Below are 14,848 nucleotides of genomic sequence, written 5' to 3'. Positions count from 1 at the left end.
GGGCTCAGCCCCGGGCGGCGAAGTGCTGCTCCCAGTCGCGGATCGGCCGCACCTCGATGCAGCCCAGGCGCCCCGGCGGGATCTTCGCGGCGATCTGGATGGCCTCGTTGAGATCGCACGCCTCGATCAGGTAGAAGCCGCCGAGCTGCTCGCGGGTCTCGGCGAAGGGCCCGTCGGTGACCGACAGCTGGCCGTCGCGGTGGCGCAGGGTGGTGGCGTTCTCCACCGACTGCAGGGCCTCCACCGCCAGCAGCTGACCGCGCTCGCGCAGCTGCTGCTCGTAGCCCAGGCACTCTTCCACCACGGCGCGGTAGTCATGGGCGGGCAGCTGCGCGGCGGCTTTCTCGTCCAGGTAGATCAGGCACAGGTATTTCATCCTCGGCTCCTCCGGCGGTGGGACGCAGATACCTATAGTCGCGCCGGGCCGGAGGGGATCGACACCGGACCGGAAAAAACGCGGCGGGCAGACCAACGGTCAGCCAGGGCGTGGCGGAGAGAGACGATTCGCCGCTTCGGAACGGCGAGAAAAATTGATCTAAATCAATCGACTAGATCCCACAAAACTGATCGGGATTAAGAAACATCTGATATCTGACAGATGGCCACTCGGAAATAGTTGTAGGTGTTTTCCGAAGAAGGGCCGACGCCTGGGCAGAGGCTGTTCCGCTACCCACGACACGCACCTTGAGGGGAAACACCACCGACAATCTCGATCACTGGGTGAACACCATGAAACTCTCGACTCTGCTCTTCGCTGTAGGCGCGCTTCCGGGCATCGTCCTCGCCGCCCCGACCGTGACCTTCCAGGGCGAGGTCACCGCGCAGACCTGCCAGGCCACCATCAACGGCGAAACCAACAGCATCGTGCTGTTGCCCACCGTCACCGCCACCGAGCTGAGCGGCGCCGGCGCCAAGGCCGGCCTGACTCCTTTCACCATCTCCGTCAGCGATTGCCAGGCACCGACCGGCGACCTGCAGATCACCACCAACTTCCTCGGCCACAACGTCACCACTGGCGGCAACCTGGGCAACATCGCCGCCAGTAACCCGGCTGGCAACGTCGCCATCCAGCTGACCAGCGACGCTGCCGGCACCACGCCGATCGTGCTCAACGGCGTGACCCCGGTGTCCGGCCTGGTGCTGTCCGACGGCGAGACCAGCGCCAGCTACCAGTTCGGTGCCCAGTACATCTCCGAAGACGGCGGCGCCACCGCCGGGGCGGTGACCGCGGTCGCCGAGTACACGCTCAGCTACCTGTAAGCACCCCACGTCCGCCTGCCGGCTGATGGCACGGCGGGCGGACGTTATTCCCGAACTCCGTCTCGGCGTGCGCTGTGTCGCGCGCGGGAGGTTGTCATGTCCACAAATCTGAAACACTTGTCCACTGCCCTCGCCCTGCTCGGTATCCTGTGCCTAGGCCAGGCACAGGCCAGCGTAGTGATGACCGGGACGCGGGTGATCTACCCCGCCGCAGCCAGGGAAAAGACCATCCAGCTGACCAATACCGACGCACACCCCAACCTGGTGCAGGTCTGGCTGGACAAGGGCAACCCGAAGTCCACCGTGGAAAGTGCCGATGCGCCCTTCGTCGCCAGCCCGCAGATCTTCCGCATGGAGCCCCACGCCGGGCAGATGGTACGGCTGGTCTATACCGGCGAGGGCCTGCCGCAAGACCGCGAGTCGGTGTTCTACCTCAATTTCAGCCAGGTGCCGGCGATCAAGGTCCGCGACCAGGACGCCAACAAGCTGGTACTGATGTTCAACAGCCGCCTCAAGGTGTTCTATCGACCCAAGGGCCTGGCCGGCTCGCCGGACGACCTGGCTGGACAGCTGTCCTTTCAGTTGCGTGACGGCTCCCTGCAGGTCACCAACCCCACCGGTTATCACGCGGTGGTGCGCCAGGCCAGCCTGCTGCTGAACGGCAAGAGCGTGCCCCTGGCCGATTCGCTGATGGTGCCGCCGCACTCGCAGACCCAGTGGCGCCCACGCACCCCGCTCGGCGCCCCGGGCAAAGCCCGCCTGCGCCTGACGCTGGTCAACGACTACGGCGTCGACGTCACCCGCGAACTGCCCCTGCTGCCCTGATACGGAAGCGCGCCATGGCCTTCCCATTCACGCCTCCGCGTCGCGTCGCGCGCCAGTCGGCAGGACTCGCCGGGCCGGTCCTGCTGCTGTGCTCCGCCGTCGCCATGGCGGTGGGGGGCAGCAAGTCCACGGAGGAGTTGCTGGCAGACAGCTACGTCTTCGATTCCAGCCTGTTCCGTGGCGGCCCGCTGAGCCAGGCGACGCTGTCGCGCTTCAACAAGGTCAACGCAGTCGCCCCGGGTACCTACAAGGTCGACCTGTTCATCAATAACCGTTTCGTCGACCGCACGGACATACGCTTCGTCAATGTCGCCGACAGCCAGGTGCAACCCTGCCTGACGCCAGACCAGTTGCAAGCCTCTGGCATCAATGCCGAGAACATCGGCGACGGCACACCGGAGCATGCTGCCAAAGGTGACTGCGTGCTGCTCGATCAGGCGCTGAAAGGCAGCTCCAGCCAGTTGGACATGGCCCGCCTGCGCCTGGACCTGAGCGTGCCCCAGAGCCTGATGAAACGCATGCCACGCGGCTACGTGAACCCTGCCGACCTGGACGCCGGCAGCGCCATCGGCTTCGTCAACTACATCGGCAATTACTACCACGTGTCCTACACCGGGGATTATTCCGGCAGCCAGGACTCGGCCTACCTGTCGCTCAATGGCGGGGTGAACCTGGGCATGTGGCAGTACCGCCAGCAGTCGAACCTGACCTACGACCGCGACTACGGCAATCATTGGCAGAACATCCGCAGCTATGTGCAGCGGCCGCTGCCGTCCATGGACAGCCAATTGTCGCTCGGCCAGACCTACACCACCGGACGTTTCTTCTCCGGCCTGGCCTACACCGGCCTGAACCTGTCCAGCGACGAGCGCATGCTGCCGGACTCCATGCGCGGCTACGCGCCAACCGTGCGCGGCGTGGCGCGGACCAACGCCAGGGTATCGATCCGCCAGAACGGCCAGGAGATCTACCAGACCACCGTGGCCCCCGGCCCCTTCGAGATCGCCGACCTCTACCCGACCAGCTACAACGGCGACCTGGAGGTCGAGGTGACCGAGGCCGACGGCTCCACCAGCCGCTTCAGCGTGCCCTTCTCGGCAGTGCCCGAATCCCTGCGCCCGGGCATCTCGCGCTACAGTTTCTCCCTGGGCCGCACCCGTGACATCGGCGACGACTCGCTGTTCGGCGACCTCACCTACCAGCGCGGCCTGAGCAATACCGTCACCGCCAACAGCGGCGTACGCGTCGCCGACGGCTACCAGGCGCTGATGCTCGGTGGCGTGTACGCCAGCAGCCTGGGCGCCTTCGGCCTGGATCTGACCTACTCGCGCGCCGACCTGCCGGACATCGGCTACCTCGACGGCTGGATGGCGCACCTGTCCTACAGCCGCACCTTCCAGCCGACCAACACCACCCTGTCCATCGCCGGCTACCGCTACTCCACCAGCGGCTACCGCGACCTCGGCGACGTGCTCGGGGTGCGCGACGCGGCGCGCGATGGCTATACCTGGCAATCCAACACCTACCTGCAGCAGTCACGCTTCGAGGTCTCGGTCAACCAGAGCCTGGGACTCTACGGCAACCTGTTCCTCTCCGGCTCGACGCAGAACTACCGCGACGGCCGCGACCGCGATACTCAGTTGCAGCTGGGCTACGGCAACGCCTTCAGCAACGGTGTGAGCGTCAACCTATCCGTCGCCCGCCAGCGCATCGGCGGCTACGACTCGCGGGTGCCGGGCGGCTATGACCAGAACGACCCGTCCTACCCTGGCTTCGGCTACAACGGCAGCACTTCCGGCGATGTCGACACCATCACCACCCTCTCGGTGTCCCTACCGCTGGGCAGCCAGGCCAACACCCGCACGCCAACCCTGAGCAACTCCTACAGCCACAGCACCAGCGGTGGCAGCCAGTACCAGAGCACAGTCTCCGGCATGGCCGACCAGGACCAGACTCTGAGCTACAGCCTGGGCGTCACCCGCGACCAGGAAATGCGCCAGACGGTATGGAACGGCAACCTGCAGAAGCGCCTGCCCAGCACCAGCCTGGGCTTGAGCGCCTCGCGCGGCGACGACTACTGGCAGGCCGCGGGCAACGCCCAGGGCGCCCTGGCCATCCACTCCGGCGGGGTCACCTTCGGGCCCTACCTGGGCGACACCTTCGCCCTTGTCGAGGCCAAGGGCGCCACTGGAGCCAAGGTGCTCAACGCCCAGGGCACCACCATCGACGGCAACGGCTACGCCCTGGTGCCTGCGGTCACGCCGTACCGCTACAACAGCGTGGCCCTCGACCCCCAGGGCATGCAGGGCAAGGCCGAACTGGAAGATGGCGAGCAGCGCGTGGCGCCCTATGCCGGCGCCGCAGTGAAGGTCAGGTTCAAGACCCGTACCGGCAATGCCCTGCTGATCCGCACCCGCCTGGCCAACGGCCAGGCCGTGCCGCCGGGCGCCGAGGCCTACGACGAAAGCGGCAGCGTGATCGGCATGGTCGGCCAGGGCAGCCAGGTCTACGTGCGCAGCGACAAGCCCCGGGGCCGCCTGAGCCTGCGCTGGGGCGAGGACAGCGACGAGCGCTGCAGCCTGCCCTACGACACCACCGGAAAGGACCTGGAACAGGTGCTGATCCGCCTGGAAGCCACCTGCACCCCCGAATGACGGCCGCCAAGGAGACAAGCATGCACAGACGACCTATCCTCTCCGCCGCCCTGCTGTCCTGCACCCTACTGGGCTTGCCGCTGCTCGGCCACGCCGCCTGCACCATGAGCGGCAAGGCCCAGACCGAAGACACCCGCACGGCGCAGATTCCTTTCGGCAAAATCAACCTCACCGACACTTACCTGCAGCCGGTGGGCAGCCTGCTGGGCAGCGCCCTGGTGCCGCCGACCAACTACACCTACGGCGGCGCCACCGCCTCGACGGTGCTGTGGACCTGCGCCAAGACCGACCTGCCGAACCTCTACTTCCTGGTCGCGACCAATGGCGACAGCCGCGTCGGCGGCCAGCACGAAACCGGCGCGGTCGACGGCTTGAGCGGGGTCTACGCCACCTACTTCTCCTACGTCGGGCTCAAGCTGACCATGTCCGGGGTCACCGTCAGCCGCTACTGGCAGAAGGTCCCGCTCACCACCTACGTCGAATCCGGCAACAACATCCAGATTCGCCTACAGGACATTCCCCCCCTGCAGGCCGAACTGTACCGCATCAGCACACTCCCCCCCTCCGGCGCCTATGCCTGCGGCGGCCCGCTGGCCCCGCCGCGCAACTACACCTGCGTGCAGCCCAACGCCTACATCCAACTGGTAGGACCGGGCATCAGCCACGACGAAATCGGTGAGGACAGCTACAGCCACTACGATTTCTGGGGTGTCGACAACGGTTTCGGCTACGGTATGCGCGACGCTGCCAGCATCACCCAGACCGCCACCTGCGTGGCGCGCAACGCCACCCCGCTGGTGCTCTTCCAGAGTATCTCGGTGCAGCAATTGCAGGCCGGCGCCAGTACCCAGGCAAACTTCAACGTACAGATCGAATGCAGCAACTCGGCGGCCTCAGGCACCGCCAGCGGGCAAACAGCCATCGGCATCCAGGTGTCGCCGGGCGCCTACAGCGCGGCCCAGAGCCTGGGCCTGGTCAACGGCAGCGGTGGCGTGGAGGCCCTGGTCTCGGACAACTACGGCAACGATCCGAACCTGGCCCAGGGGGTCGGCATCACCCTGAGGAATGCCGGGGCCGGCACCGCGATGGTCTTCGTCGGCCAGCCCGGCAACACCGGCAACCTGCCCAGCCAGTACCCGACCGGCCCCAACGCCGGCTGGTACCCGGTGCTGGATGGCGCCAATCCCCTGGGTAGTTCGCAGTCCGGCTACACCAACTACCTGCAGACCTTCACCGCCAGCCTGCAGCAACTGCCGGGCAATACCGCCACGCCCGGCAAGGTACACGCCACAGCCTACGTCCTGGTGAAGGTGCAATGAACACCCTTGCCCGGCTCCTGCTGCTCGCCCTGCTGGCCGCCGGGCTGCCGGCGGCCCAGGCCGGGGTGCTGGCCGGCGGCACCCGGGTGATCTACGACGAGGGCCTGCGCGAACGCTCGCTGATGCTGGCCAACACCAACCCCTACCCGGTGGTGGTGCAGACCTGGGTGGACGGCGGTGGCGGCGCGCCGGAAAACGCCCAGGCGCCGTTCATCGTGTTGCCGGCGGTGTTCCGTATGCAACCGGGCGGCCTGCAGGGCCTGCGCATCATCCACACCGGCGAGGCGCTGCCGCGCGACCGCGAATCGGTATTCTGGCTGAACCTCTATGAAATCCCCCCCCTCGCCGGGCGCAAGGAGCCCGACCCGGCGCGCGTGGAGCTGGCGATGAACACCCAGCTGAAGCTGTTCTATCGCCCGGCGAAGCTGCCGCTGCCGCCGGACCAGGTCGCCGGAAAGCTGACCTTCGACCTGCGCCGCGAGGACGACGCCTGGTTCCTGGTGTGCCGCAACCCAACGCCCTACCATGCCTCCTTCACCACCCTGGGCCTCAGCGGCGACGGCCGTACGCTGGCCGCGCAGCAGCAGATGGACATGATGACCCCGCCCTTCAGCGAAAAACGCTACCAGCTCGAAGAGGGCGCCCTCCCCAATGGCGCACGGGTCAGCTTCAGGCTGGTGGACGACACCGGCTTCCCGATTCCCGGCGAAGCGCCGCTGGCCCCCTGAGGCGGGCGGTTACTGGAACAGATTGGCCTTCACGCAGAAGGTCAGCAGGGCCTGGTCGCTATCCACCTCCAGCTTGCGCATGGCCGAGATCTTCTGCGCGCTGACGGTCTTCACGCTGCGGTTGAGCACCCGCGCGATGTCACGCACGCTCAGCCCGGAGACGAAGTGGCGCAGCACCTCGAATTCCTTCAGCGACAAACGGGCGATACGCCCTTCCACGTCGTCGTGGCTGGCCAGTACGCTGTTCGGATCCTGCATGCCGGGCCCACGGTAGGCACGGCCCTGGAGTATGACGTCGAGGGCCCTGAGGATCTCGTCGAGGTCACCGCTCTTCAACACCACGCCGGACACACCGAGGTCATACAGGCTGGAAAGGATCAGGCTGTTGCTGAGCATGGTGAAGATCAGCACCCGGGTACGTGGGAAGTTGCGCAGCAGGTAGTCCATCAGCTTCAGGCCATCACCATAGCGCTCGTCCCCGGGCATGCTGTAGTCGGTGATGACGATGTCCGGATCGGTCTGCTGATACAGCGTCACCAGTTCGCTGGGGCTGGAGGCTTCGCCCACCACCTGAAAGCGGCCGTCGCGCTCGAGCATGTCGCATACGCCCATGCGCACGATCGGATGGTCATCGGCTACCACGACTTTGAACTTGTCCATAAACCTCTCTTGGATCCTGACTGCATTGCCGAACCACTGGCCCCGCCGTCGGCGGGGACCTCGTCAGCCCGCTTCCCTCAGGCGCTCCAGCGCCTGCTCGATGCGTCCGAGTACCTGCGCCGTCTCGCTGGCCGTACATCCCAGGCGGCCCTCCATGAGGCCTTCCTCGACCTCCCGGCAGGCCATTACCAGCGCCTGTGCGCGCGCCACCGCCAGGGCCCCGGCCATGCGGTGCACGCCCTGCCGCAGCGCCTCCGCGTCGCCCCGGCCGGCAGCCTCGCGGGTCGCCGCCAGATCCTTGCCCATGGTCTCCAGGAACAGCGAGCGCATGCGCTCGGGCACCTGCAAGGGCTCCTCCGCCATGGCCGGCTCGCTGGACTCCTGCGGCGCAACCAGGCCGGGCTTACCGACCAGTTCGCCGAGCAGATCGTTGAGGGTCCGCAGGCTGATCGGCTTGACCAGCCAGGCATCCATTCCCACCGCCCGGCAGCGCTCGCCCTCTTCACGCAAGGCGTTGGCGGTGACGCCGATGATCGGGAGAGTCTCTCCGCGCCCGCGCAACGCCTGGGTCAGCTCATACCCATTCATGTTAGGCATGTTGACGTCGCTGAGCAGCACATCGAAGTGGCGGTCGTCGAATAACCGCAGGGCCTCCCGACCATCGCTGGCCAGGCTCACGCTGCAGCCCAGCTCTTCGAGCTGCTCGCACAACAGCGTCTGGTTGATCGGATTGTCCTCGGCAACCAGCACGTGCAGACCCAGGCCCTCGGAGCGGATGTTCGCGGTCGCGCGGGCCGGCGCCGGCAGCTCGCTACCCTGGGCCAGCGCCAGGGCCAGGGCAATGCCCGTCAGGCTATAGAGGCTGACGTACCAGCCATCCTCGCGCAGCTCAGGCTGGGTGGGTGCATCAGCCGTCGCACATACCCGCGGCCCCGACCAGGCTCGGGGCTCCGCCGCCGGTAGTAGTTCCAGCAATACCGCTCCCCCGTAGCCGTCGGACGATGGCTCGCCGCCAAGCACATTGCAGCCCCAGCACTCCAGCCAGGCAGCAACGCTGTCGGCCAGTTCGCGGACCGGCGAATGGACGTATACGGGGCCGGGCCGCAGGCACGCCGGATGGAAGGCCAACCCCTGGCGCCCACCCTCGGGCAGTTCGAGCAACAGGCTGAAGCTGCTGCCCAAGCCCACTTCGCTGACCACTCGCAAGCTGCCGCCCATCATCTCGGCCAGGCGCCAGCTGATCGACAACCCCAAGCCGGTACCGCTGGTGTGGTGTACCCCGGGCACCTGGTAGAAAGCCTCGAACAAGCGCCCCTGTTGTTCCTCGGCTATGCCAGCGCCGGTGTCGGCGACCTGCCATTGCAGATTGGCACGGCCGTTCTCGCGGGCCAGCAACTTCAGGCGCAGCACCACACGACCGATATCGGTGAACTTCAGCGCGTTGCTCACCAGGTTGTTGAGGATCTGGCGGATGCGTGCGGCGTCGCCCAGCAGTTGCGCCGGCACCCCCGCATCAATGCAAGCATAGAATTGCAAGCCCTTCGCCGCGGCGCTGGCGGCATAGTTGCGCAGCACTTCCTCCACAAGCTCCGCGGGGTTGAATGCGGCGGGGTTCAGGGCCATCTGCCCGGCCTCGATCTTGGAAACGTCGAGCACGTCGCTGATCAACTGCAGGAGGGTCGACGAGGAGTTCTGGATGGTGCGCAGGTAGGCTCGCTGCCGGCTGTCCAGGTCGGTCAGGCCGAGCAGTTCCAGAGTGCCGAGCACACCATACAGGGGGGTGCGGATCTCATGGCTCATGCTCGCCAGGAACAGCGTCTTGGCCTGGCTGGCGGCATCGGCCGCGCGCTTTGCGCTGGCCAGCGCCTCCTCCGCCTCGCAGTGCACGGTGATATCGTTGAACACGCACAGCACCGCCTCGACACCGGCATAGCGAGTCGCCGCGAAGGCTGCCTGCAGGTAGCGTCCGCCGACCTGGATGCAGATGCCCCCGGGCACCTGGCCATGCGACTCGAAAAGGTTCCAGCCGGCGGTCAGGGCGAGGATGTCCGCCTCGTCGCCCAACCACTGCGCGGCCAGGTGATTGCAGGTGACCAGTTTCCGACCGTCGTGGCTGAGCACCACCAGAGCCACGGGCGCGGTCTGGATCAGGGTACGGCTGAAGGTATCGCTCTCGACCAGTTGCCGGTGCGCCCGGTGCACCGGGCGCACCACGCGGCGGGCATACCAGCGCAAGCCCAACCAGCCGGCCAGCAGGAAGCCGGGCAAGAGCAGCAGCAGGCCCGCCAACAGCCACTGGGCCTGGCGGAAGAAACTGGCGTAGTCGATCCGGTAGACGGCAGTCCAGCCGCTCTCCGGCTGGCTGCGCAACTGGATCAGAATGCCCTGGCGACTCAGGTTCAGGCCATCGACCAGGTCCGCCGGCGGCGCTGTCCCCACCAGTATCTCGCCATCCGGCGAAGCCAGGCTGAAGGACGCGAAGGCCGGACGCTCCATCAATTGTTCGAAATCGTTGATACGCCCCAGGTCGAGCAGGCTCGCGGCGACGATCGAGCGGCGCGTTTCGCCCTGCCACCACAGCGGAGCGGGCAGCTCAACGCCGACGTAGCCGAGCAGCTCCCGGGCCTGACCGCGGTAGTGGTCGGCACGCGCCCAGTGCACGCGCAGGTCGTCGCTCCCTGGTGGCCGCTCGTGCAGACGCGCGAGGATACGCGCGGCGAGCTCCGGGTAGGTATCGCGCGGACCGTCATGCGTCGCCGAGGTATCGATGGCCGGCACCGCCAGGTTGGTGTCGCCGTTCAGGTCGAAGACCAGCAGCTGCGGCGCCGGGTATGGCGAGATACTCCAGAAGCTGCCATAGAAGTTGGCCAGCAGCACGCCCAGGGAGAAGGGTCCCCACGAACCGCCTTCGTCCAGCTCGCGCCCGGTGGCCAGGATGAAAGGCATGGCAAAGGAGAACTCGCGCCCTTCATAGATTTCCAGGCCGCTTTCCCGCGTCAGCAGCCGACGTTGCAATGGCACGACATCCTGGTCCTTCTTCTGGGTGGCATCATCGCTTTTCTGGGCAATGCGGGCGAGAAAGGTCTCATGCTCGCGGATATCCCCCATCAGGCGGGTGAAGTGGAAGCTGACTTTGTCCTTCTCTTCCTCGACCACCCGCCCCAGCGCCCAGTAGCAGATGCCGAACAGCGACACGGCCAGCACCGCTACGCAGAGCAGGCCGATGTTCAGGCCCTGCGAAATGCTCGCCCATTTCAGCAACAATCTGTTGTCGTGTTCCACGGAGCGATCGGACTTCACGAGACACGGTTCCTTCAGCAGCGACAATGCGCTGACTGTAGATGCCCGCGACCGATTCCGCGACAGCCGGCGCTAGCCACCGGCGCTTGGCCCGTCCTCTTGCAACTGCTGCTCGAATACGCGGGCGGTGACCGCCTCGGAAATCAGGAAGCCTTGCACCCGGTCGCAACCCAGGCGGCGCAGCAGGCTCAACTCCTCCCAGGTCTCCACGCCCTCGGCGACCACGTCCAGGCGTAGCTGGCGGCCCAGTTCGATGCTGCTTGCCACGGCGGCGGCCAGATCGCTGTCCTCCACGCAGCCATGCACCAGGGAGCGGTCGATCTTCAGCTCGGTGAAGGGTGTCGAGACCAGGTTGTACAGCGAACTGTAGCCTTGCCCGAAGTCGTCCTGGGCCAGGCCGAAGCCCTTCATGCGCAGGCGGCAGGCTCCGGCATAGTAGTTGCCCGGCAATGTCGTGGCACTGTTCTCGGTCAGCTCGAAGCACAGCGAACCGGGGTTGGCACCATGATCGCCAACGAATTCGCCGAGGCGATCCGGCAGGTCCGGGATGTCCAGCAACTGGGTCGGCAGGTTCACCGACACCGGCACTTCGTAGCCCGACTCACGCCACAGCGTCTGGGCCCGCAGGGTCTGCTCGAGCATGTGCCAGAGCAGCGTTTCCTGCAGGCCATGGGCCTCGATGTCGGCCATGAAACAGCCTGGCAGAAGTAGCCCCTGCTGTGGATGCAGCCAGCGTACCAGTGCCTCGGCACCAACGATGCGCCCCGTGTGCAGGGACTTCTTGGCCTGGAACCAGGCCTGCAGTTGATCTTTGTCCAGTGCTTCGGACAGAGCCGAACGGCCGCTGCGGCCGACTCCGACGTGGGACTCCACCCCCTGCCGCAGGCGTTTATCCAGGCGCGCCAGCAGGCGGCCGATGGCGCTGGGCAGAGCCGGCTTGGGCAGCAAATCGATCACCGACAGGCCAAGGCTCTGCGCCACCAGGCTGGCGCTGACCATCATGCGTCGCGAAGTCGAGCTCATCAGCGCCAGTTGCGGGCGATGCTCCAGGCGCGACAGTTGCTGAATCATCTGCACGCCGTCCATACCCGGCATCATCAGGTCGCTGAGCATCAGATCGAACTCCTCCCGCTCCAGCCAACGCAGGGCGTCTGCTCCATCGCCGGCGCCCACCAGGTATTCCACGCCTCGCTCACGGAACAGGTTGAGCAGATACTCGCGCTGGAACGGCTGGTCCTCGACCACCAGCACCCGATAGGATTGCGTGCTCATAGCTCCACCTCGAGCGCCGCCACCAGGCAGCGCTGCAGCGAGTCCAGGTCCACCGGCTTGAGCAGGCAATCACTCATGCCGGCGGCCATGCAACGCTCGCGTTCCTCGCGCATGGCATTGGCGGTGGCGCCGATGATCGGCTGCTGGCAGCCACGTCGACGCAGTTCGGCAGCCAGTTGGTAGCCGTTCAAGCGCGGCATGTTGATGTCGGTGAGCACCGCATCGAAACGTTCCGGGCGCCAGCGCTGCAGCGCCTCCTGACCGTCGGAGGCCAGTTCCACCACGCAGCCGAGCGCCTCCAACTGATCCTTGAGGATCAACTGGTTGATCACGTTGTCCTCGGCAACCAGCACACGAATACCCAGGTCGCGCACCGGTTTGGCCGGTCCCTGGCAGGCGACGGCGCTGCTTACGCAGCCCTGAGCCAGACCCAGGGCACGGCGCAACCCATCCAGGCTGTTGAGCCCCACCAGCCAGTCGCAGCCTTGCAGGCGCGGCTCGACATAACCCTCCACGGAGAGGATCACCCGGCAGCCGGGCCACTGCGGCACCGACGCCTGAGGAGCCTCCGGCAACTGCACCTCCACCAGCAGGGTGCGCTCGTCCGCCTCGGCCAGCACCTCGGGTACGGCGACCCGGGCCCGCCCGCCCCAGCGTGCGATCCAGCCACACAGGCTGTCCGCCAACTCACGCACCGGGGCCAATACTTGCACCGCGCAACCGACCAGTTCCTGGGTCTCGGTGGGCGCGGCGATACGCTCCAACGGCAGGCCGAGGCTGAAGCTGCTACCCAGGCCCGGCTCGCTGACCAGCTTCAGGCTGCCGTTCATCAGTTGCGTCAGGCGCTGGCAGATCGACAGTCCCAGGCCCGTGCCGCCAACCTGGTGCACCGAACGGCGCACCTGGTAGAAAGGCTCGAACAGGCGGGCCTGCTCCTCGGTGCCGATTCCCGAGCCGGTATCGGTGACCTGCCAGGTCAGCATCATGCGCTCGGCATCCGCTGCGCCAGCCTTCACCCGCACTACGATACGTCCGCTATCGGTGAACTTCACCGCATTGCTCAGCAGGTTGTTGAGGACCTGCCGGATGCACGCGGCGTCGCCACGCATCCGCGCCGGCAGCTCCGGGTCAAGGCAGGCGTATATCTGCAGGCCCTTGGCCTGGGCCGCGGCGGCAAAGGACTGAACCGCGTCCTCGGTCAGTTCCACCGGGGAAAACTCCACCGGCTCCAGGTCCAATTGCCCGGCTTCGATCTTGGATACGTCGAGCACATCGCTGATCAATTGCAGCAGGGTCGACGAGGAGCGCTGGATAGCCTGCAGATAGCCGGTCTGCTGCAGGTCCAGCTCGGTACGGCCGAGCAGTTCGAGCGTACCGAGCACCCCGTACAGGGGCGTGCGGATCTCATGGCTCATGGTGGCCAGGAACAACGTCTTGGCCTCGTTGGCAGCATCGGCCAACTGCTTGGCACGGGCCAGCTCCGCCTCGGTCTGCTTGCGCGCGCTGATGTCGCTGAAGGCACAGAACAGTACGTCTTCGCCCTTGTAGCGAGTGGTCGCGTAGCAGAGGTAAAGATGCAACCCGGCCTCGGTCTCGATCTCCTCCCCGGTCGCCTCGCCAGACCCGGCGAAAGCACGGGAAATCCAGCGCGGCCCCTCGCGGGCGATCACCCGGCCATCACCCAGCCACTGCTTCGCCTGCGGATTCTCCAGCACCACCGCGGCATCGACACGGCGCAGCACGCACAAGGCCACAGGCGCCGTCTGGATCACCGCGCGGGAGAAGGCCTCGCTCTCCTTCAGTGCCTCGAGGCGCTGCTGCGCCGGCCGGATCAGCCGCTGGTCGATACGCCGCCCCAGCCGGTACAGCAACATGCCGACGCTCAGCGCCAGGCTGAAAGCCAGCACCAGAGGCAACCACAACGCCACGAGCAACTGCCCGATGCCCAGGTAATAGACCAGCATCCAGTTCGAGGCGCCCAGGTGCTTGAGCAGCACCATGCGCTGCGGTAGCGGGCCGTAGCCGGTGATGTCGAAGCTGTCGCCATCCCAGAGCGTACGAAGGGCATCGACCTGGGTGCTCCCGGCGTCGCTGGCGAAAACGACCTGATGTCGCCGGTCGAGAAGCAGGTACTCGCCGGCACCCGCCCCATGCAACACCGCGTCGAGGTCGTCACCACGGATCTCCAGCCCCAGCCAGCCGGCATCATGGCCGTCGCCCAGGGGCTCGAACAGGAACAACCGGCGCTCGCCGTCCTCGGCGTCTGCCAGCCAGTGCACGCGCACCGCCGGCGCCGTCGACGACGCCTGGCGTAGCGCTTCGAGCACTGCCACGGGCAATGGCGATTCGGGCATGCCGGTAGGGATCAGGCGGTCGACCACCGGGCGCGCGCCAGCCTCGACGACGTACAGCAGCCCCAGGCGCTTGTCCTGCAGCTCGGCGAGGTCGCGGGCGGAAAGCAGCAGCCCCTGGCCGGCATTCAACGACAGGATCGTCGGCACGTGTTCCTGCCCGCGGCTCAGGGCCTCGCCGACCAACGTCCTGCCCACCGATACGGGCATCACGTTGCGGCTGAGATGGTCAATCAACGACTCACGATGGCTCAGGTACAGCTGGGCCTCGTACATGGCGGCGTTCATGGTGCGGCGCCTGAGCGACACTTCGTGGTTGAACGCCATGCTCAAGGCGAACGCCAGGCTGCACAGCAGGCAGAACATCAATGCGCAACTGAGCATGCGCAGTAGCTTGCGCGCAGCGCTGGGCGTGGAGAAACCGGCATCGAGCGGCTGTAGGAATTGCTTGAGTTTCATGCCGCCAGCATGTCGGCATG

Annotated in this window: 10 protein-coding genes; 5 read left to right on the top strand and 5 right to left on the bottom strand. The window is 66.4% G+C overall.

Annotated features, from left to right (window positions below):
- Window positions 1-4: 4 nt before the first annotated feature.
- Window positions 5-376, bottom strand: coding sequence for a YciI family protein (locus tag QSJ95_RS14860; RefSeq protein WP_285643296.1), 372 nt, complete (start codon window positions 374-376; stop codon window positions 5-7).
- Window positions 377-729: 353 nt separating this feature from the next.
- Between QSJ95_RS14860 and QSJ95_RS14855 the strand changes: the two genes are divergently transcribed.
- The 5 genes from QSJ95_RS14855 (at window position 730) to QSJ95_RS14835 (ending at window position 6,786) form a co-directional block, all read left to right on the top strand.
- A complete protein-coding gene (locus QSJ95_RS14855) occupies window positions 730-1,260 on the top strand; it encodes a fimbrial protein (protein ID WP_009618021.1) in 531 nt (176 codons plus the stop codon).
- Window positions 1,261-1,356: 96 nt separating this feature from the next.
- A complete protein-coding gene (locus QSJ95_RS14850; RefSeq protein ID WP_285643293.1) occupies window positions 1,357-2,085 on the top strand; it encodes a fimbrial biogenesis chaperone in 729 nt (242 codons plus the stop codon).
- A 14-nt stretch (window positions 2,086-2,099) separates the two neighbouring features.
- A complete protein-coding gene (locus QSJ95_RS14845; protein WP_285643291.1) occupies window positions 2,100-4,739 on the top strand; it encodes a fimbria/pilus outer membrane usher protein in 2,640 nt (879 codons plus the stop codon).
- 20 nt (window positions 4,740-4,759) lie between these two features.
- Window positions 4,760-6,058 carry a fimbrial protein gene (locus QSJ95_RS14840; protein ID WP_285643289.1) on the top strand — a complete coding sequence of 433 codons (1,299 nt, stop codon included), beginning with the start codon at window positions 4,760-4,762 and terminating at the stop codon, window positions 6,056-6,058.
- Window positions 6,055-6,786 carry a fimbrial biogenesis chaperone gene (locus tag QSJ95_RS14835; protein WP_285643287.1) on the top strand — a complete coding sequence of 244 codons (732 nt, stop codon included), beginning with the start codon at window positions 6,055-6,057 and terminating at the stop codon, window positions 6,784-6,786. The genes QSJ95_RS14840 and QSJ95_RS14835 overlap by 4 nt, the downstream gene beginning before the upstream one ends.
- Before the next feature lie 9 nt (window positions 6,787-6,795).
- On the opposite strand, the gene QSJ95_RS14830 is transcribed toward QSJ95_RS14835, so the two are convergent.
- The 4 genes from QSJ95_RS14830 to QSJ95_RS14815 form a co-directional block, all read right to left on the bottom strand.
- A complete protein-coding gene (locus QSJ95_RS14830) occupies window positions 6,796-7,446 on the bottom strand; it encodes a response regulator (RefSeq protein ID WP_009618015.1) in 651 nt (216 codons plus the stop codon).
- 63 nt (window positions 7,447-7,509) lie between these two features.
- Window positions 7,510-10,773, bottom strand: a complete 3,264-nt coding sequence (locus QSJ95_RS14825; RefSeq protein ID WP_285643284.1) for a hybrid sensor histidine kinase/response regulator — start codon at window positions 10,771-10,773, stop codon at window positions 7,510-7,512.
- A gap of 45 nt (window positions 10,774-10,818) precedes the next feature.
- The gene (gene pvrR / locus QSJ95_RS14820) at window positions 10,819-12,018 is read right to left on the bottom strand and encodes a response regulator cyclic di-GMP phosphodiesterase PvrR (protein WP_009618012.1); all 1,200 of its coding nucleotides are present in this window, start codon (window positions 12,016-12,018) and stop codon (window positions 10,819-10,821) included.
- Window positions 12,015-14,828 (bottom strand): ATP-binding protein, encoded by a 2,814-nt coding sequence (locus QSJ95_RS14815; protein ID WP_285643279.1) that lies wholly within the window; start codon window positions 14,826-14,828, stop codon window positions 12,015-12,017. The genes pvrR and QSJ95_RS14815 overlap by 4 nt, the downstream gene beginning before the upstream one ends.
- Window positions 14,829-14,848: the final 20 nt, after the last annotated feature.

This window comes from Pseudomonas sp. NBRC 100443 (assembly GCF_030268185.1).
GTDB lineage: Bacteria > Pseudomonadota > Gammaproteobacteria > Pseudomonadales > Pseudomonadaceae > Pseudomonas > Pseudomonas citronellolis.
This window is presented reverse-complemented; position numbering and strand designations above follow the sequence as displayed.